This is a genomic window from Klebsiella sp. (assembly GCF_027492335.1).
GTDB classification, from domain to species: domain Bacteria; phylum Pseudomonadota; class Gammaproteobacteria; order Enterobacterales; family Enterobacteriaceae; genus Klebsiella; species Klebsiella huaxiensis.
The window spans coordinates 160,050-179,550 of sequence record NZ_JAPUEW010000011.1; the positions used below are offsets into that span (position 1 = coordinate 160,050).

The following is a 19,501-nucleotide window of genomic DNA, read 5'->3' on the forward strand; positions in this document are numbered from 1 at the left end:
CTTAAACTCCTAACTTCCATGACAGGGTACGCAGCAGGTCAGCGAATACGCCCGCCGCCGTTACATCGTTACCCGCGCCATAGCCGCGCAGCACCAGTGGCAGCGGCTGATAATAGTGGCTGTAAAAGGCCAGCGCGTTCTCGCCGTTTTTCACTTTGAACAGCGGATCGTTGCCGTCAACCGCGGCAATTTTCACGCGGCAGGTGCCATCCTCTTCGATGTTACCAACATAACGCAAGACTTTACCTTCATCGCGCGCTTTAGCGACCCGTGAGGCAAACTCATCATCGAGAGAAGGTAGGCGTGCCATAAAGCTTTCAACATCGCCGCTGGCGTCAAAACCTGCCGACAGCGCAGGCTCAACGATAATGTCAGACAGCTCCAGCTCACGCCCGGTTTCACGCGCCAGGATCAGCAGCTTGCGCGCAACATCAACGCCAGAGAGATCATCACGCGGATCCGGTTCGGTGTAGCCCATCTCACGCGCCAGTTTCGTTGCATCAGAGAAACTCATGCCTTCATCCAGCTTACCGAAGATAAACGACAGCGAGCCGGACAGAATACCGGAGAAGTGCAGCAGCTCATCGCCAGCATTCAGCAGATTTTGCAGGTTTTCAATGACCGGTAGGCCCGCGCCGACGTTGGTATCGTATAAGAACTTACGCCGAGAGCTGCTCGCGGCATGACGCAGTTGGTGATAGTAATCCAGTGATGAGGTATTCGCCTTTTTGTTCGGCGTGACCACGTGAAAGCCTTCGCGCAAGAAATCCGCGTACTGATCGGCGACGGACTGGCTGGAGGTACAGTCGACAATAACCGGGTTCAACAGGTGATACTCTTTGACCAAACGAATAAGTCGACCCAAATTAAATCCATCTTTGGCCTCCGCCAGCTCATCGCGCCAGTGTTCAAGATTGAGACCGTGTACATTGGTCAGCAAAGCGCGAGAATTGGCGACGCCGCAAACGCGCAGATCAATATGTTTACTCTTCAGCCAACTTTGCTGGCGCTTGATCTGTTCGATCAACGCGCCGCCAACACCACCGACGCCGATAACAAACACTTCAATAACCTGGTCGGTATTGAACAGCATCTGGTGAGTCACGCGCACGCCGGTTGTTGCATCATCATTGCTGACAACAACAGAGATAGAACGCTCGGAAGAGCCCTGAGCAATCGCGACAATATTGATGTTGGCGCGCGCCAGCGCGGCAAAGAACTTGGCGGAGATACCGCGCAGAGTACGCATCCCATCGCCGACAACAGAGATGATCGCCAGACGGTCCATAATAGAAAGCGGTTCCAGTTGGCCCTCTTTCAGTTCCAGATAGAACTCTTCTTCCATCACCCGCTTCGCCCGCGCGCAGTCGCTCTGCGGTACGCAGAAACTGATGCTGTATTCCGAAGAGGATTGGGTGATCAAAACGACAGAAATTCCGGCGCGAGACATGGTAGCAAAAACACGCGCCGCCATTCCTACCATGCCTTTCATGCCCGGACCGGAGACGTTGAACATCGCCATATTATTAAGATTGGAGATCCCCTTCACCGGCAGACCATCTTCATCAAGACTCGCACCGATAAGTGTGCCTGGTGCCTGCGGGTTACCCGTATTTTTGATTAAACAGGGGATCTGGAACTGGGCGATTGGCGCAATGGTGCGCGGGTGCAGAACTTTGGCACCAAAATAAGAAAGCTCCATCGCTTCCTGATAAGACATCGACTTCAGCAGGCGCGCATCTGGCACCTGACGAGGGTCGCAGGTATAAACACCATCGACGTCAGTCCAGATTTCACAACAGTCGGCACGCAGGCAGGCAGCCAGTACCGCGGCGGAGTAGTCAGAACCGTTACGCCCCAGAACCACCAGTTCACCCTTTTCATTGCCCGCGGTGAAACCGGCCATCAGCACCATATGGTCTGATGGGATCTGACTGGCGACAATGCGGCGAGTCGATTCAGCGATATCAACTGTGGACTCAAGGTAGTGACCTACTGCTAGCAATTTTTCGACTGGGTTAATGACCGTGACGTGATGACCACGCGCTTCCAGCAGACCGGCCATAATCGCGATAGAAAGCTTTTCACCCCGGCAGATTAGCGAAGCGTTGACGCTATCCGGGCACTGCCCAAGCAGGCTGATACCGTGCAGCACATGCTTGATTTGCGCAAACTCTTGCTCAACAAAAATTTTCAGCTGAGCAAGCGGGAAACCAGGCTGGGCCTCAGCGAGCCCCTGCAGAAGTTCGGCAAAAATGCGTTCGGCATCGGCGATATTGGTAAGTGCATCCTGACCACCGATCGTTTTCTCAATCATCGCAACCAAGTGGTTAGTAATCTTCGCAGGGGCAGAAAGTACGGTGGCTACCTGCCCCTGCCTGGCATTGCTCTCCAGAATATCGGCAACTCGCAGAAAACGTTCTGCATTTGCCACTGATGTACCGCCGAACTTCAACACACGCATGGTTGTAACCCCTTAATCTTTTATCGAAAAAAAAAAGCCCGCACTGTTCAGGTGCGGGCTTTTTTCTGTGTTTCCTGTACGCGTCAGCCCGCACCGTTACCTGTGGTAATAGTGGTGGTGATAATCGTGGTAATCATGCCGATGCGATTCATGGATGTTGTGTACTCTGTAATTTTTATCTGTCTGTGTCCTGTGCCTATATTGGTTAAAGTATCTGTCGACTTAAGTCAACGAATTTCTACTTTTAGCCATTTTTTGCGCACCCGGTCAATGCGCCATAATCACCTGACAATCCCCCCGGGTTTACGCATAAGGACACATGAAATCAGAATATACAACCATATAAAAATAATATGACAGAACTTTAATCTGATAGGTTTTTTTCAATATCATGCAATAAACGATGCAGCATCGCGGTATCGCGCTGTTGTAAAAGACCGATACGCTGCTGTAGCCAATCGGTAAGTTTTATATCATCCCCAACACCCAGTCGGGTGAGCAAGTCGAGCGTTCTTAGACGTAATGCCTGCAGCTGATTATCATCCACGCCGGTAGATGTCGCCGGGGTTTGCTGCAACAAAGAGGTCAGTTGATAGCAATACACCATCACCGACTGTCCTAAGTTCAGCGAAGGATAGTCCGCCACCATCGGTACACCAGTCAACACATCGGCAAGGGCCAGCTCTTCGTTAGTTAGCCCGGAATCTTCACGACCAAACACCAGCGCGGCATGATTCATCCACTGCGCTTTCTCCTCCAGCAGCGGCAACAGCTGCTGCGGCGTCGCGTAGTAATGGAAACGCGCCCGGCTACGGGCGGTGGTGGCAACAGTAAAATCAACATCATGTAGCGCCTTCTCCAGGGTAGGATAAGTGCTGATATTATCGAGAATATCCCCGGAGCCGTGTGCAACCCAGCGCGCCGCAGGCAGCAAATGAGCATCGCTATCGACGATACGCATGTCGCTAAACCCCATTGTTTTCATTGCTCGTGCTGCAGCACCTACGTTCTCAGCCCGAGCGGGGGACACTAATACAATTGATAAACGCATTCGGTTTCTCTTTTACCTTTTTACGCAGCGGAAATATCACTCCACGCGTTCATTTTACGCGTTGAGAATTTACAAGTTTGCAACAAAAATCACTAAATTTGAGTTTGATCACCCATAAAAAAAACTAAACTATTCCCAAGGCCCCACGACACGGAGTATGTTAACAGAACGTCTTTATCCATATGTTTGGCAATGAAATTTATGTCAGAGTACGTTTCAGGGCGTTGGATTCATCATATTTATTATTTTCTTAGCGCAACTAATTGAGCCGTGTATGAATTGTGACTATGAATCGCATATCGATGCAATGATTTCACAAGACTGTTAACGTGCTACAATTGAACTTGATATATGTCAACGAAGCGTAGTTTTATTGGGTGTCAGGACTCTCTTAGCCTGTTATGTTGCTGTTAAAATGGTTAGGATGACAGCCGTTTTTGACACCGTCGGGTCCAGAGGGAAAGTACCCACGACCGAGCTAATGTTGTTGTTGACGTTGATGGAAAGTGCATCAAGAACGCAATTACGTACTTTAGTCATGTTACGCCGGGCATGTTAATTTGCGACATGTACCAGGCAGGTCAGGGACTTTGGTACTTCCTGTTTCGATTTAGTTGGCAATTTAGGTAGCAAACATGCAGACCCCGCACATTCTTATCGTTGAAGACGAGTTGGTAACACGCAACACGTTAAAAAGTATTTTCGAAGCAGAAGGTTACGATGTATTCGAAGCGACCGATGGCGCGGAAATGCATCAGATCCTGTCTGAAAATGATATCAACCTGGTAATCATGGATATCAATCTACCAGGTAAAAATGGCCTCCTGCTAGCGCGCGAACTGCGTGAACAGGCGGACGTCGCGCTGATGTTCCTTACCGGTCGCGATAACGAAGTGGATAAAATTCTGGGCCTCGAAATCGGTGCCGATGACTATATCACTAAACCGTTCAACCCACGTGAACTGACGATTCGCGCGCGCAACCTGCTCTCCCGTACCATGAACCTGGGTACCCCGAGCGAAGAGCGCCGTAGCGTAGAAAGCTATAAGTTCAACGGCTGGGAGCTGGATATCAATAGCCGTTCGCTGGTAAGCCCAAATGGTGAGCAGTACAAGCTGCCACGCAGTGAATTCCGCGCCATGCTGCACTTCTGCGAAAATCCGGGAAAAATCCAGTCACGTGCAGAACTGCTGAAGAAAATGACCGGCCGTGAGCTTAAGCCGCACGACCGTACCGTGGACGTGACCATCCGTCGTATTCGTAAGCATTTTGAGTCCACTCCGGACACCCCGGAAATCATCGCCACTATCCATGGCGAGGGGTACCGCTTCTGTGGAGACCTGCAGGAATAACCCGGTTTTTCTTGCTGTCATAACGTAAAAACGGCGCTATTCGCGCCGTTTTTTTATTTCCAGATTCTGAGTTTGTCGTCGCTACCACTATCACCACCGTCATTGCCATCACCGCCGGGCTGCTCTTCCTTCGGCTTCGGGAGAGATAAAGCATACCAGTCGACATGTCGTGTCAGGAACATTAGCGCACTCAACGCCAATAGCAGCACTCCAGTCCCCAACAACAAGGCACTATCTTCCGAACGCAAGAGCATCCACATCACACCATCCAGCAGTAATAACGCGCAGACGAAAAGCAAACTATTACGCCACCCTTTCATGACGGCATGCAGATACACCCCGTTGATTAATGCCCCTATCAGGCTGGCGACAATCCAGGATAGCGTAAAGCCGATATGCTCAGAAAGTGCCAGCAATACCAGGTAGAACATCACTAACGACAGCCCCACCAACAGATACTGCATCGGGTGCAAACGACACTGAGTTAAACTTTCGAATACGAAAAATGCCATGAAAGTTAGTGAAATCAAAAGAATGGCATATTTCGTCGCCCGATCGGTCAGTTGGTACTGATCGGCAGGGGTCGTGACGTTAACATTAAAAGCAGGTAGCTGACGCCACTCAATCTCACGATCGTCTACGAAAAAACGGGCCATGTTGTTTGCAAACCAGCTACTTTGCCAGTGCGCACTATAGCCAGAGGGAGTGACCTCACGGTTAACCGGGAGAAAATCGCCGAGAAAACCAGGGTGCGCCCAGTTGCTGGTCAGTTGTAGCTCACTGTTGCGTCCGATCGGCACCACCGAGAAGCTCCCGGTTCCGTTCAGGTTAAGTGTGAATTCAACATCCAGCGTTTTTTGTTCAGATGACAACAACGGCATCGGCATATGAACTCCCTCTCCGCTACCGCTAAGACCGAGTCCGGGTTCTACGGGCAACGCCTCACCATTAATCTGCGGCGCGACAATAGCGCCAATCCCGCGCGCATCGCTAACGCCGACCACCATAAAAGGTTGGCCCAATGCAATATTGTCTTTTTTGAGTTCAGCCAGACGGGAAATATCGAAATGCGCTTTAATTCCGAGATCGTTGTGCCAGATTTGACCTTCATAAATGCCGATTTTCCGCGATTCAACATTCTGCTTTCCGGTTATCGCCAGCGTTTCTGGCAACCAGTAATGCAGCCAACTACGTTGATACTCAACCTCTTTTTTATCTTCAATGCGGGTCAGCGTCTCGGTAACGGGAATAGCAATCAGCGGCCCGGTCAGCTTTTGCGGCCCGCTAGTACTGCTCTGCAGAGCATCGACAACATCGCTGCGATAATCCGCGCGTTCAACGATCAGTTGCCTGACGATCATCAGCGGGATCGACAACAGTAAAATGCATCCCAGCAGGGTGCTCATTTTCCAGAATAGTGGTGATTTCAACATAGCCCTCTCCTTAGTGATAGGCACACCTTAGATGGGCTATGTGGGGGGAGTTTGAAGCTATGTGAAGTGAGCGTGAAGTCTTAGCAAAGCGCACACGCCGCCTTCAGGGCGATTAAGCAGTTGGATATCCCCCTGATGCAGGCGCGCGACTTCACGAACAAATGCCAGACCCAGGCCACTGCTTTTATGGCCATTTTCACGCGGTAAAGAATAGAAGCGCTCAAAGATGCGTCCCAGGGCATAATCTGGAATACCGCTACCCGTATCGCTCACCGTTAATAGCACGCCACCATCGCTTTCCTCTGCGCCAAGCAGGATCTCTCCTTCAACAGGCGTGAAATCAATAGCATTATCCAGCAAATTACCTAGCGCCTGCGCCAGGAGTTCGCTATCCCCCACAACTGACAGATTGGTCTCCTGCCAGTGGAGAGTGAGCTTTTTCGCCGCTAGCGCTATTTCGCGCTCCTCAGCCAGGCGGCCAAAAAGAGCAGCGACAGAGACAGGACGCCGCGCAATCTCTAGCCTGTTTTCAAGACGCGCCTGCTGGAGCAAATTCTCCACCAGCGACTGCATCCGCGCATTTTGCGCGAGGATATTGCCAGTAAAGCGCGCAGCTATCTCAGGTGGAGGACCTTCATGGAGAATTTCCGCCGCGCCGCGAATTGCCGCCAGCGGACTCTTCAGCTCATGAGTCAGCGCATAAACATAGTTCTCAATCGCGTTTTTACCCTCCAGCTTGAGACGCATACTCTCCAGCGCTTGCGCCAGCTTACGCAGTTCGCTGCTGCCCACATCCGGCAACGGAACCGGCCGGTCGGCAGTCACCGAATCTGCATAACGAACCAGCTTACCGATGGAGAAATTAATCCACCACACCATCCCGGCGCCAATCAGTAGTGCAATTCCCAGCAGTGCCCCACTCGCCCACAGAATACGCCGCTCGCTACGTTTGATAACCGGTACCATGGCCAGGTTGGGTTTGCCGACGCTCAGCACGCCAATAATTCGCCCATGATCAGTGACCGGTGCGGCAATATACATAATCGAACTATTATCATCGTTCGGGTCACTGCGCGTGCTTCGCGCACCGTACTGGCCGCGCAATGTGAGCCAGACATCGTTCCAGCGAGAGTAGTCTTGTCCCAGCGCTTTACCCGTGGAATCAAACACCACCTTCCCCTGCGCATCAGTCATGTAGACGTGATATTCATTGCGAACTTTGTTAATACCGGCAATGTTGGCGTTGATCGGCTGACGATGAAGCGTTTGAAAGGCCTGGGCCAGGCGTCCATGCTGCGGATCAGCGGAAAGCAGGTCTTCACGAGCCAATTCAGCAAGCAAGGTCGCGGTATCGATCAACGTGCCTTCCGTTGCCCGCCGCACGCCCGGCTTAATCTCCTGGACGAAAATGGAGAGAACAAACCACGCCGCAATCGCCACAATCAGAAAATAGCCGAGTAGCAATCGCATTCCGATCCGCATCAGAAGCCTCCGAGGCTATATCCCATGCCGCGATGCGTATTGATCGGGGAAACGTTGGGGTTTATTTCACGCAGCTTAGCGCGCAGGGTTTTGATATGGGTATCAACGGTGCGATCGAAGCTCTCGTTCGCATCGCCCCATACCTGCTCCATAAGCTGCTGGCGGGAAAATATGCGACCAGGGGCGTGCAGTAGCGTTTTTAACAGCAGAAACTCATAGCGGGTCAGATTCAACGATTGACCGCACCACGTCACCAGAGCGGAGGCATCATTAAGCGTAAACTCCCCCACGCGCAGTAGCGGTGAAGGAGCCGCGAATTTCTGCAACCTCCGCAGAACAGTGCGCACTCTGGCGCAGACTTCACGAGGGGAAAAAGGCTTGGCAATATAATCATCAGCACCGATTTCCAGGCCAAGTAACTTATCCACCTCTTCACTGCGGGCCGTCAGAAACAGCACCGGTAGCGCCGGATGGCGGGCCAGCAGTCGACGGCATAGTTCAAAGCCGCTGATATCAGGCAGCCCAACATCCAGAATCGCCAGGTCGGGTATCTGATGGTGAGCCGCATCAAGTGCAGGCAGTCCACGTTCAAACGCCGTAACGATAAAACCTTCCTGTTGGAGCATGTAGACTAGCGTATCCGCAATGCTCAACTCATCTTCCACCAACCAGATCCGCGGTTGTTGCATCGTCGTTCCCTGTTATTTATTCCATGGCATAATCGGCACGGCACTAATGGCATTCTTCGGCGAGCCGTCAACGATTTTATCCGAATAGGTCAGATAGACCAGCGCGTTACGTTTGGCATCGTAAAAACGCACGACCTGCAGCTTTTTAAATACCAGCGAGGTACGTTTCTGGAAGACCACATCGCCCTGGGTTTTGCCTTTTTTGATTTTATCCGTCAGCTCAATGGGCCCTACCTGCTGACAGGATATCGCGGCATCAGAGGTATCTTCCGCCAGCCCTAACCCGCCTTTAATTCCCCCGGTTTTCGCCCGGCTGATATAGCACGTCACGTTCTGGACATCCGGGTCGTCAAAAGCCTCAACGACTATCTTATGGTCCGGTCCGAGAAACTTAAACACAGTATCCACCGAGCCGATTTGCTCCGCCTGCGCCATCTGACAGCCGGCCAGTAAAAACATACTCGCAACTAACTTCTTGTATTTCATATTGTTACCATTCTTAAAAATTTAGCTGAGTGATTATCACACATTAAGAAGAAAAGTTTTATAGATCACAGCTTTACAAAATCACCACCATAACATCTGGAATAATCGCATTTAAAAGCAAAAAAAACACTGAATGCTAAAACATCAAAAAATGCTATTATCCGCTACCTTTAGTATCAGGCACCTGAGTTTAAGGATGGGGATATTTTATGGATCAAGCAGGGATTATTCGCGATCTCCTTAGCTGGCTGGAAGGTCACCTGGATCAGCCACTCTCACTGGACAATGTGGCAGCGAAGGCTGGCTATTCCAAGTGGCATTTACAAAGAATGTTCAAGGACGTAACCGGCCACGCCATCGGTGCCTATATTCGCGCCCGTCGCTTATCCAAGTCGGCGGTAGCCCTACGCCTGACCGCGCGTCCGATTCTGGATATTGCGTTGCAGTATCGCTTTGATTCGCAGCAGACCTTTACGCGCGCGTTCAAAAAGCAATTTTCACTAACGCCAGCTCTTTATCGTCGTTCTCCAGACTGGAGCTCTTACGGTATGCGTCCCCCACTGCGTCTGGGCGAGTTCGCGATGCCGAAACACGAGTTTGTCACCCTTAACACGACTCAACTGGTTGGCGTCACCCAGAGCTACACCTGCAAGCTGGAGGAAATCTCCGATTTCCGTAACCAGATGCGCGTCCAATTCTGGCGAGAATTCCTTGCCAATACACCGACGATTCCTCCGACCTTGTACGGGCTGCATGAGCCGCGTCCAAGCCAGGATAAAGACGATGAGCAAGAGGTGTTCTACACCACCGCGCTGACACCAGAACTGGCTAACGGTCACCTGCACAATTCCCATCCAGTTATTCTGGAAGGCGGCGAGTACGTGATGTTTACCTACGAAGGTTTAGGTACGGGTTTACAGGAATTTATCCTGACGGTTTACGGTACCTGTATGCCAATGCTCAACCTCACCCGCCGTAAGGGTCTGGATATTGAGCGTTTCTTCCCGGAAGATGAAAGTCGGAATCAGGAACCACCTATTCAGCTGCGCTGCGAGTACCTGATCCCGATTCGTCGTTAACGCTGTAGTTCATCCATCGCGGGGGCATCAAGATGCGAAACATCCCCCGCGGTTTCTACAACCCAGCCTGATGCCAGCCAGGGGCTTTGCTGATAATCAACGCGGGAAATGGAGCAGTTGCGCAGACGCAAGCGACGTTCAGCATACGCCGGCAAGCCAAGAATCGTACTCACCAGGCAGCCCAGCGCCATCCCATGACTCACCAGCAGCGGCCGACTTCCCGCAGGCAGTTCCAGACAAGACGCCAGCGCCGCGTGCATACGATCGCTCAGCTCTTGCATTGACTCCCCTTGCGGAATACGACCGTCAGGCGTGCCGTTAACCAGTTGCCGGCGCCAACCCTCTTCTTCCTCGCTCAACGAGTCGATATGGCGTTTCTCAAGCACGCCCATATCCAGCTCACGCAAGCGGGGATCAGGAATGATGTTGCAACCGCAGGCTTCAGCAATAATTTCCGCCGTGCGCCGCGTACGGCCTAAATCGCTGGCGATAATATGCGTTATCCCCAACGTTCTGGCACGCTCGCCGACTTGCCAGGCCTGACGCTCACCGTGGGCGGTAAGTGGACTATCCGACTGGCCCTGAATACGTCGCTCGGCGTTCCACTGCGTTTCGCCGTGGCGAACAAGGTATACCTCTAACATGCTTTATTATCCGTTCTGAGCTCTTAACCATTGAGTTACAAGCATAGCCGCAAGCAGCAACAATGATTTGGAGTATACTGCGATGATGTTAAGTAATTCTGAGTTGTTTTGATTATGCACCATGTTGTCTCAGCTACCACTAATCCCGCCAAAATTCAGGCAATTCTGCAGGCTTTTAACGAGATCTTCGGTGAAGGATCCTGCCATATTGAGTCCGTATCCGTCGAGAGCGGCGTGCCAGAACAGCCGTTCGGTAGCGACGAAACGCGTGCTGGCGCACGAAACCGCGTGACAAATGCGCGCCGCGCGCAGCCGAATGCCGACTTCTGGGTCGCCATTGAAGCCGGGATCGACGAAGGCAGCACTTTTAGCTGGGTGGTGATTGATGATGGGAATCTGCGCGGCGAAGCGCGCTCAGCGACCCTGCCGCTCCCACAAGTTATTCTGGAAAAAGTTCGCGCTGGCGAAGCCCTGGGGCCGGTGATGTCGCAGTATACCGGCATCGATGAGATTGGTCGCAAAGAGGGAGCCATTGGCGTCTTTACCGCCGGGAAGCTTACGCGCAGCAGCGTTTACCATCAAGCGGTCGTGCTGGCGCTCAGCCCATTCCATAACGCTATTTATCGTTAACTTTCAGCAGCGATTGTTCCAGCCACTGGCGAAGCTCCGCCGGGGCTGACTTCAGGCTATTCGAACCGCGGGTGATGGTGGCAATCCCGGCGCCAAGCTCGTTTTTCAGCTCGCGCTGGCTCATCTCGCCGCGCAGCAGCTCTTCAATAATGCGCACTCGCGTCCCCAGCGCCTCGCGCTCGTCGGGAGTCAGCATGAGTTGTAAAAGCGGCAGATGCAAATCGTCGGCGTATGCCTGCTGCAAAAGCGCCACGAAGCGGAGCCACTCCTGATGACGCTGTTCGGCTACGGCTGCTGAATAAGGGGATTGTTGGGTCATGTTACGCCACCTGTCGTGTGTACTCACAAACGAGTACAAAGCATAACATACTTCTGTCCGTACTCTATGGATTTCGGGCAACATAGCAAAATGCTATGTTGCCCGAAGGTGATGGTATTAGTAGCGCAGCTTCCACTCCGCATCGCTCATCAGCGTATCTTTTTGTCCCATGAAGTAGCGATAGTAGGCATCATAAGACAGGACGTTTTTCACGTAGCCGCGCGTTTCCGAGAACGGAATACTCTCGATAAACGCCACTGCATCGATACGCCCACCGCTGTTGCCGCGCCAGGTACGAACGCGTCCTGGACCCGCATTATAGGCCGCAGAGGCGAAGATACGATTGTTGCCAAACTGCTGATAAACATATTGCAGGTAGCTGGTACCGATGTTGATATTCATTTCCGGATCCAGCAGCTGCGACGTGCCGCTGTAACCCGGAATATTAAACATCTTCACCGTATGCGTAGCTGTACCCGGCATAATCTGCATCAGGCCGCGGGCACCCACCGGTGAACCGGCTTTCGGGTTCCAGGCGCTCTCCTGACGCGCAATCGCCATCGCGTAGCTTTGCGGAATATCTTTACCGCTGATATAGCGGGTAAAGAGGTCGTTATAAGCCAGCGGAAAACGCTCTTCCAACTGATCCCATAATTTCCCGGCGATCGTGGCCTGGACGCTTAGATCCCACCAGTTCTGATTAAACGCATACCGCGCCAGCTGCGCCTGCTGATCTTTGGTCTTGCTGGTGACCAGGTTCGCCCACTCGCTACGCGCGGTATTATCCATATTCCAGTACATCAGCTCGCGAACCCGCGCCATTTCCGGCCCGGAGGTTAACGCCGGATCGAGATTAGCCGGCGCTTTATCGATGCGGAAAGTGTACTCTTCGCCAAGACGCTGGGCAGCGACCATCGGGTAGAAGCCGCGTTGTTGCATCAGAGAACGCAAAATGTCTTTGGCTTCATCATCACGCCCGCGCTCCAGCAGTAGATCGGCCTGCCAGTAGCGCCACTCATCCTTCTCTTTCGCCTCCATCGGCAAACGCGCCAGCCAGGTGTTCAAACCACGTCGATCTGCAGCGCCAAGCGCCATCCGCACCCGGCGTTCCACCAGCGAGGTGGATTGCGAACGCATAATGGCATCATCGCGCCAGATAGCCTGCTCTTCAGTCACGTCGTTGCCCATCAGACGCCAGGCGACAATATCCCGCAGCTCCTGGATTTGGTCTTCATTCAGTTGCTGCGCCTGCGCTAACGATGGGATCATCAGGCGCGCGTTTTCCGCATCCTGACGCGCAACACTGGCAAAAGCGACCGCCGCCATCTGGCGCGTAAAGTCCGTCGCCCCGGTAGTGCGGGCGAAAGTCATGACGCTATTGGGATCGTTAGCCAGCGCGACAACCGCCGTCGAAATTGTTTGATAATCAGACGGCATCTGCTGGGCCAGAACCCGAACCAGACTGGTATTTCCCGCCTTCATCGCCAGACGGATCCGCTCAAGGTAAGCCAACGGATCCTGCTGGCCGGAGGCGCGCCAGGCACCAAACAGCTGGTCGCAGGCGTTTGGCTGGCTTTTGCCACTCAGCCACAGCTCTTTCGCCCCATCCCAGGCTTCCTGCGTTTGGCCCACACTCCATTTTGCATAGTAGTAATTACACTGTGCTTCGGTGCTGGCTGGTTTATCCGGGCTGAAGGACAACAGGCCACGCCAGTCGCTACGACGCGCCAGCTCGTTGACGAAACGTGATTTCAGCGATCGCGCCGGGGGCAGCGTCGGGTTGGAAGCGATAAAATTGGTCACCACCAGAGCGGGTTGGTTCATCAAATCATCGGATATCTGCCGGTACTGGAGATAAGGATAGAGCGGGTAAGTCGTCAGCGTCGGCATCAACTGGTTAACGACATCCATTTGTCGGTTGTCCCACGCCTGTTTAATTTGAGCATAGCGGCTGCGTTGTTCATCCAGTGAATCCGCATGCGCCAGTTGGCTTAACGTCAGCAGACTCACGCCGGCAGCCAGAAGACGCCACGTCACAGTTTTAGCTTTTTCCACAAGCTCTTCCTCTATTCATGTGCACCACAGCAGCATCATGCCGCCTGCAAAAATTTCAGGTATTACGTAGATATGCTAATCAGACAACGCTAAATGCGCCATGTCCTGAACATTTTTTTACTCTTTTGTGAATCCCATCGCCTCGCTGGGATTAAAGCGCGAAAAAGGCTACACTTCGCCTTTGATAACTATTCACTACCCTACTCAAAATCATTCTGGCTGCATCAAGGCGGCAAGAGAGAAAATCCCTGCGAGCATAGATGGCTATGTGACCAGGGTTTTCGAATGCAGCCAACGCAGAGGCAGCCTGAAGGATGAAGAGTATATAAAAGAGGCGAAGTCCAACGTGGCTCAATTCGTTTATACCATGCATCGTGTCGGCAAAGTGGTTCCGCCGAAACGTCATATTCTGAAAAATATCTCCCTGAGCTTCTTCCCTGGCGCAAAAATCGGCGTTCTCGGCCTGAACGGCGCCGGTAAGTCTACCCTGCTACGCATCATGGCCGGCATCGATACCGATATCGAAGGCGAAGCTCGTCCGCAGCCTGGTCTGAAAATCGGCTACCTGCCGCAGGAACCAAAGCTGAATCCAGAGCAGACCGTTCGTGAATCGGTCGAAGAAGCCGTGGCCGAAGTGGTCAACGCGCTGAAGGGTCTGGACGAGGTGTACGCGAAGTACGCTGAACCGGATGCCGATTTCGACAAACTCGCCGCTCAGCAGGGCAAGTTTGAAGAGATCATTCAGGCGCACGATGGCCATAACCTGAACGTGCAACTTGAGCGCGCCGCGGATGCCCTGCGTCTGCCGGATTGGGATGCCAAAATCACCAATCTGTCCGGTGGTGAACGTCGCCGCGTGGCACTGTGCCGTCTGCTGCTCGAAAAACCAGACATGCTGCTGCTCGACGAACCGACTAACCACCTGGATGCCGAATCCGTGGCGTGGCTGGAACGCTTCCTGCACGACTTCGAAGGTACCGTCGTGGCGATTACCCACGACCGTTACTTCCTCGATAACGTTGCCGGTTGGATCCTTGAGCTTGACCGCGGCGAAGGTATTCCGTGGGAAGGTAACTACTCTTCCTGGCTGGAGCAGAAAGATCAACGTCTGGCGCAAGAAGCTTCTCAGGAAGCAGCCCGTCGTAAATCTATCGAGAAAGAGCTGGAGTGGGTTCGTCAGGGCGCGAAAGGCCGTCAGTCTAAGGGGAAAGCCCGTCTGGCACGCTTTGAAGAGCTGAACAGTGCTGAATACCAGAAACGTAACGAAACTAACGAACTGTTTATTCCACCAGGCGCTCGTCTGGGCGATAAAGTGGTTGAAGTCAGTAACCTGCGTAAATCTTACGGCGATCGCGTACTGATTGACGACCTGAGTTTCTCAGTACCGAAAGGGGCTATCGTCGGCATCATCGGTCCGAACGGTGCGGGTAAATCCACCCTGTTCCGCATGATGTCCGGTCAGGAAGCACCTGATAGCGGCACAATTACCCTGGGCGACACCGTGAAGCTGGCCTCCGTTGATCAGTTCCGTGACGCGATGGATAACAGCAAAACCGTGTGGGAAGAAGTTTCCGGCGGGCAAGATATTATGCGTATCGGCAACACCGAAATGCCAAGCCGTGCTTACGTGGGCCGCTTTAACTTTAAGGGTGTCGATCAGGGCAAACGCGTGGGCGAACTGTCCGGCGGTGAGCGCGGTCGTCTGCATCTGGCGAAGCTGCTGCAGGTTGGCGGTAACGTACTGCTGCTCGATGAACCAACCAACGACCTGGACATCGAAACCCTGCGTGCGCTGGAAAACGCCCTGTTGGAATTCCCGGGCTGCGCGATGGTTATCTCGCACGACCGTTGGTTCCTTGACCGCGTAGCAACCCACATTCTGGATTATCAGGACGAAGGTAAAGTCGAGTTCTTTGAAGGTAACTTCACCGAATACGAAGAGTACAAGAAACGCACCCTCGGCGCAGACGCGCTGGAGCCGAAGCGTATCAAGTACAAGCGTATCTCGAAATAAAAGTAAAAGGGCAACGCAAGTTGCCCTTTTTAATGTCTGCTCCCTCTCCCAGTGGGAGAAGGCATCAGGCTACAGAGGATCTACCCCTGCTCACCCATCATCTCTTTGACCAGCTCGACGCAGCGCAGGAAGCGGGCATCGTAATCCGCCTCTTTTACATGCACGAAGTCGATCTCATTCTCTCTGAGCAACGACACCAGCAGCGTCTGGAACTCCTTGCGATCCACTGAACTACCAAGGCTACGCAGACCATCAGCCACCCAAGGCGTATTGTTCTCCAGCAGGATAACCAGGTCAAAGCGATACTCATCGATCAGCGCCTGAACGAAAGGATGTTCTCGCCCTTCATACTTCAGACAAAACGCCTGGGTGCTGACGAAATCGGTATCGATAAACGCCACCTTATTGGCGTATTTCACTGCAAAATCAATATACTGCGCATGACCGAGAGCAATCTTGTCATAGTCGGAATATTGCAGCGCCATCTCATCGCCACCGAGATGCGAAAAAACATAATCACGGCCATATTCCCAGGCGCTGGTGGTGTTAAAGATATTGGATAGCTTATTCACTAGCGTCGATTTACCGCTCGACTCGCCGCCGAGAATCGCCACCGTACGCACAAAGAACGGCTTCACTTCAGTCGGAATATATTCCCAGTAGCGGAACGGGTTTTCACGAATCTGCCCACCGCTGATGTTCATAAAGGTGCGTTTCGGATCGACAAGTACGGTTTCGATACCCAGATGCTCCAGATACTGCGGCGCATCGGCCTCTTCCGAGGTGTAGATCCAGTTTGGCTCGATACCCTTCTCGCTCATAAAGGCGCGGATCCCACGACTCCAGACATCCCAGCCGTGCGGATAAGGCTCCATGCCCTCTTCATTGAAAGCATGGATACGAATATTTTTTTGATATTTAAAGGTTTGTAGCAACCAGCGCAGACGATCCGGGACGGTTGGCTGCTGCGACATCGCACTCTTTTCAAACAGCTCACGATCGCGAGGATCGTCGTAACCCATAATGATATGCAGCTCATCGACCTGGCTACAGGCGCGCTGAATCAAATAGATATGCCCGGTATGCAGCGGATAAAATTTACCAAAAACCACGCCCACGCTTTTTTGCCGACGTGGAAACTCCAGCCCCAGAAACCGGTGCAGCGCTTCCAGCTTCTGCGCGCTCGGGCTTTTAATTTTGGCGTTCAGCAGTTGGCTCAAATAGCCTTTTGTCATCCCGCTGGCGTCCGCCACCTGCTGTAGCGTACAACCCTTCTGCTTAATGGCGCTTTTTAAATAGTCAAATGACGACATAGAGAGTCTCCTTTTAACTTATTATATGTCTATAAGTCGTCAAAGACGCTAAGTGCGTCCGCAAGCTTCTTCACGCCAAAGATTTGCATCCCTTCCGGCGCTTTTTTCGGCACGTTGGCCGCAGGTACAATTGCCCGACGAAAACCATGTTTAGCCGCTTCTGAAATGCGCTCCTGGCCACTCGGCACTGGACGGATCTCACCTGCCAGCCCCACTTCGCCGAAGACTACCAGATCCTGCGGCAACGGACGATCGCGCAGGCTGGAAACCATCGCCAGTAGCAGCGCCAGGTCAGCGCTGGTCTCGGTGACCTTCACCCCGCCAACAACGTTGACGAATACGTCCTGGTCGGCCATCTGCAGGCCGCCGTGACGATGTAGCACCGCCAGCAGTATCGCCAGACGGTTTTGCTCCAGCCCCACCGCCACGCGGCGCGGATTAGACATCATCGAGTGATCGACCAGCGCCTGGATTTCCACCAACAGCGGGCGAGTACCTTCCCAGACCACCATCACCGAACTACCGGAGGTCACTTCATCCCCGCGACTCAGGAAGATGGCCGATGGGTTACTAATCTCACGCAGGCCCTGCTCGGTCATGGCGAATACGCCCAGCTCATTGACTGCGCCGAAGCGGTTTTTATGGCTACGCAGAGTTCGGAAACGGGAGTCAGCATCACCATCAAGCAAAACAGAGCAATCGATACAGTGCTCCAGCACTTTTGGCCCGGCCAGAGAACCATCTTTGGTGACGTGGCCGACCATAATAATCGCCACACCGCGAGTTTTAGCAAAGCGCGTTAAATAGGCTGCCGTTTCACGTACCTGGGCCACGCTGCCCGGCGACGACTGCACGTCGGCCATATGCATCACCTGGATGGAGTCGATAACCATCAGCTGCGGCTTTTCTTCGTCAGCAATCTGGCAGATTTGCTCAATGCTGGTTTCAGATAACATATTGAGATTAGCAGTCGGCAGCGCTAAACGATGAGCGCGCATCGCCACCTGCTGGAGCGACTCTTCCCCGGTGACGTACAACGTTTTCATGCCTTCTGACAGCTTGCACAGGGTTTGCAGCAGCAGCGTCGATTTACCCGCGCCAGGGCTGCCGCCAATCAGAATCGCGCTGCCCGGCACCACACCGCCGCCGAGCACGCGGTCGAACTCTTTAAAGCCGGTCGAAAAACGCGGCAGCGCTTCCAGGCTGATCTCAGAGAGTTTCTGCACTTTCGAGACGCCAGCATTACCGGCGTACCCTGACAGACGCTCATTTCTTGCCACCTGCGGCGAAGCGGCAATGCGCATTTCGGTGATGGTATTCCAGGCATGACAGGCGCTGCACTGCCCCTGCCAGCGCGGATAATCCGCACCGCATTCATTACAGACAAATGCGCGTTTTGGAGCTTTCGCCACGTTAACCTCTTACTTTTGGTTCATGCTGCCGGAGAGAATACAAAATACCCCCATCAGGTCAGCATGGCGGATTGTCACTTCCGCCAGTTCATTCACTTTTGGTTTCGCATGATAGGCAATACCAAGTCCTGCCGCTTTAATCATCGGCAGATCGTTGGCGCCATCGCCAATCGCCACGGTCTGCGCATGCGGGATCTCATACTTTTCCGCCAGTTTGCGCAGCGTATTAGCTTTATATTTAGCATCAACGATATCGCCAAGAACGTTGCCGGTCAGCTTCCCGTCCATGATCTCCAGCTCGTTGGCAAACACCGCGTCGAGATGCAGTTTGTCGCGCAGATACTCGGCAAAGAAGGTAAAGCCGCCGGAGGCAATCGCCACTTTCCAGCCAAGCGTTTCCAGCTTCAGAACCAACTGCGTCAACCCCGGCATCAGCGGCAGCGTTTCACGCACTTGCAGCAGAATATTGGCATCGGCATCTTTCAGCGTAGCCACCCGCTGGCGCAGGCTGGCGGTAAAATCGAGTTCGCCGCGCATCGCCCGCTCGGTCACTTCCGAAACCAGTTCACCGGTACCGGCCAGTTTGGCGATTTCATCAATGCATTCGATCTGAATCGCCGTTGAGTCCATATCCATGACCAGCAAGCCCGGCGTACGCAAATGCGGAATTTTACCTAGCGGCGCAACGTCCAGCCCGGCGTCATGCGCCAGACGAGTTGCCCGTAACGTCAGCGAACCGGCCATACGAATGACCTGATAGTCTTCAACGACCCATGAAGCAACGATGACTAACGCTGCGCCCAGCTCACGCTGCCATTCCGTCAGACGACGCTTGTTAAGACCGCGGCCATACAGCAGCCAGCCGCTGCGTCCGGCATGATAATCCAACGGCATGACCTCATCACCGCTTAGGGAAAGCGGCAATCCAGGCCACAGGGAAACATCTTCAGGCAGGTCGCACCAGGTCAAACTGTTTGGCATCACGGCTCCACATAACTTCATTCAGGCGAGGAAAATAACGCATGAGGCTACCTTGTAACCAGCGCTTCTGGCAACATTAAGCTGCAAATTTTCAAAG

18 protein-coding genes and 1 other annotated feature are annotated in these 19,501 nt (G+C 53.1%); of the genes, 4 read left to right on the forward strand and 14 right to left on the reverse strand.

Annotated features, from left to right (window positions below; genetic code table 11):
* Window position 1: 1 nt before the first annotated feature.
* The 4 genes from thrA to yjjY all read right to left on the reverse strand — a co-directional run bounded on the left by thrA (window position 2) and on the right by yjjY (window position 4,055).
* Window positions 2–2,464, reverse strand: coding sequence for a bifunctional aspartate kinase/homoserine dehydrogenase I (gene thrA, locus QVF11_RS05030; protein ID WP_142512639.1), 2,463 nt, complete (start codon window positions 2,462–2,464; stop codon window positions 2–4).
* Window positions 2,465–2,491: 27 nt separating this feature from the next.
* Window positions 2,492–2,609, reverse strand: a sequence feature (Thr leader region).
* Entirely contained in the window at window positions 2,548–2,616 is a 69-nt protein-coding gene (thrL, locus tag QVF11_RS05035; protein ID WP_004222578.1) for a thr operon leader peptide, read from the reverse strand. (Overlaps the previous feature by 62 nt.)
* Window positions 2,617–2,828: 212 nt before the next feature.
* Window positions 2,829–3,515 (reverse strand): tRNA/rRNA methyltransferase, encoded by a 687-nt coding sequence (locus tag QVF11_RS05040; protein ID WP_287855406.1) that lies wholly within the window; start codon window positions 3,513–3,515, stop codon window positions 2,829–2,831.
* A 399-nt stretch (window positions 3,516–3,914) separates the two neighbouring features.
* Entirely contained in the window at window positions 3,915–4,055 is a 141-nt protein-coding gene (yjjY, locus tag QVF11_RS05045; protein WP_110272677.1) for a YjjY family protein, read from the reverse strand.
* Between the two features lie 95 nt (window positions 4,056–4,150).
* Here yjjY and arcA point away from each other — a divergent pair, with 95 nt between their 5' ends.
* Window positions 4,151–4,867 (forward strand): two-component system response regulator ArcA, encoded by a 717-nt coding sequence (gene arcA, locus QVF11_RS05050; protein ID WP_004132265.1) that lies wholly within the window; start codon window positions 4,151–4,153, stop codon window positions 4,865–4,867.
* A 53-nt stretch (window positions 4,868–4,920) separates the two neighbouring features.
* Here arcA and creD read toward each other — a convergent pair whose 3' ends face one another.
* Genes creD through creA form a run of 4 tightly spaced genes read right to left on the reverse strand, consistent with a single transcriptional unit; the run spans window position 4,921 to window position 8,957 of the window.
* The gene (gene creD, locus QVF11_RS05055) at window positions 4,921–6,300 is read right to left on the reverse strand and encodes a cell envelope integrity protein CreD (RefSeq protein WP_287855409.1); all 1,380 of its coding nucleotides are present in this window, start codon (window positions 6,298–6,300) and stop codon (window positions 4,921–4,923) included.
* Between the two features lie 57 nt (window positions 6,301–6,357).
* Window positions 6,358–7,782 carry a two-component system sensor histidine kinase CreC gene (gene creC / locus QVF11_RS05060; RefSeq protein WP_287855411.1) on the reverse strand — a complete coding sequence of 475 codons (1,425 nt, stop codon included), beginning with the start codon at window positions 7,780–7,782 and terminating at the stop codon, window positions 6,358–6,360.
* Entirely contained in the window at window positions 7,782–8,471 is a 690-nt protein-coding gene (creB, locus tag QVF11_RS05065; protein WP_112215065.1) for a two-component system response regulator CreB, read from the reverse strand. Before creB ends, creC begins: the two co-directional genes overlap by 1 nt.
* Before the next feature lie 12 nt (window positions 8,472–8,483).
* Complete coding sequence (gene creA / locus QVF11_RS05070; RefSeq protein ID WP_142512637.1) at window positions 8,484–8,957, reverse strand: protein CreA; 474 nt, start codon at window positions 8,955–8,957, stop codon at window positions 8,484–8,486.
* Between the two features lie 209 nt (window positions 8,958–9,166).
* On the opposite strand from creA, the gene robA reads away from it, so the two are divergent.
* On the forward strand, window positions 9,167–10,036 hold the full coding sequence (robA, locus tag QVF11_RS05075; RefSeq protein WP_110272681.1) for an MDR efflux pump AcrAB transcriptional activator RobA: 870 nt from the start codon (window positions 9,167–9,169) through the stop codon (window positions 10,034–10,036).
* Here robA and gpmB read toward each other — a convergent pair.
* Window positions 10,033–10,680: a 2,3-diphosphoglycerate-dependent phosphoglycerate mutase GpmB gene (gene gpmB / locus QVF11_RS05080; RefSeq protein ID WP_112215067.1), complete on the reverse strand. Its 648-nt coding sequence runs from the start codon at window positions 10,678–10,680 to the stop codon at window positions 10,033–10,035. The genes robA and gpmB overlap by 4 nt on opposite strands.
* 114 nt (window positions 10,681–10,794) lie before the next feature.
* On the opposite strand from gpmB, the gene yjjX reads away from it, so the two are divergent.
* Entirely contained in the window at window positions 10,795–11,310 is a 516-nt protein-coding gene (gene yjjX / locus QVF11_RS05085; protein ID WP_112215068.1) for an inosine/xanthosine triphosphatase, read from the forward strand.
* Here the strand turns inward: yjjX and trpR are convergent.
* Window positions 11,297–11,629, reverse strand: coding sequence for a trp operon repressor (gene trpR, locus QVF11_RS05090; RefSeq protein WP_110272684.1), 333 nt, complete (start codon window positions 11,627–11,629; stop codon window positions 11,297–11,299). The two genes, yjjX and trpR, sit on opposite strands and share 14 nt — an antisense overlap.
* A 117-nt stretch (window positions 11,630–11,746) precedes the next feature.
* Window positions 11,747–13,684: a murein transglycosylase gene (gene sltY / locus QVF11_RS05095; RefSeq protein WP_287855417.1), complete on the reverse strand. Its 1,938-nt coding sequence runs from the start codon at window positions 13,682–13,684 to the stop codon at window positions 11,747–11,749.
* Between the two features lie 346 nt (window positions 13,685–14,030).
* On the opposite strand from sltY, the gene ettA reads away from it, so the two are divergent.
* The gene (ettA, locus tag QVF11_RS05100) at window positions 14,031–15,698 is read left to right on the forward strand and encodes an energy-dependent translational throttle protein EttA (protein ID WP_112215071.1); all 1,668 of its coding nucleotides are present in this window, start codon (window positions 14,031–14,033) and stop codon (window positions 15,696–15,698) included.
* A gap of 80 nt (window positions 15,699–15,778) precedes the next feature.
* Here ettA and nadR read toward each other — a convergent pair whose 3' ends face one another.
* Genes nadR through serB form a run of 3 tightly spaced genes read right to left on the reverse strand, consistent with a single transcriptional unit; the run spans window position 15,779 to window position 19,404 of the window.
* On the reverse strand, window positions 15,779–17,011 hold the full coding sequence (gene nadR / locus QVF11_RS05105; protein ID WP_142512632.1) for a multifunctional transcriptional regulator/nicotinamide-nucleotide adenylyltransferase/ribosylnicotinamide kinase NadR: 1,233 nt from the start codon (window positions 17,009–17,011) through the stop codon (window positions 15,779–15,781).
* Between the two features lie 29 nt (window positions 17,012–17,040).
* Window positions 17,041–18,423, reverse strand: a complete 1,383-nt coding sequence (radA, locus tag QVF11_RS05110) for a DNA repair protein RadA (protein ID WP_110272687.1) — start codon at window positions 18,421–18,423, stop codon at window positions 17,041–17,043.
* A gap of 9 nt (window positions 18,424–18,432) precedes the next feature.
* On the reverse strand, window positions 18,433–19,404 hold the full coding sequence (gene serB, locus QVF11_RS05115) for a phosphoserine phosphatase (protein ID WP_112215073.1): 972 nt from the start codon (window positions 19,402–19,404) through the stop codon (window positions 18,433–18,435).
* Between the last annotated feature and the right edge of the window lie 97 nt (window positions 19,405–19,501).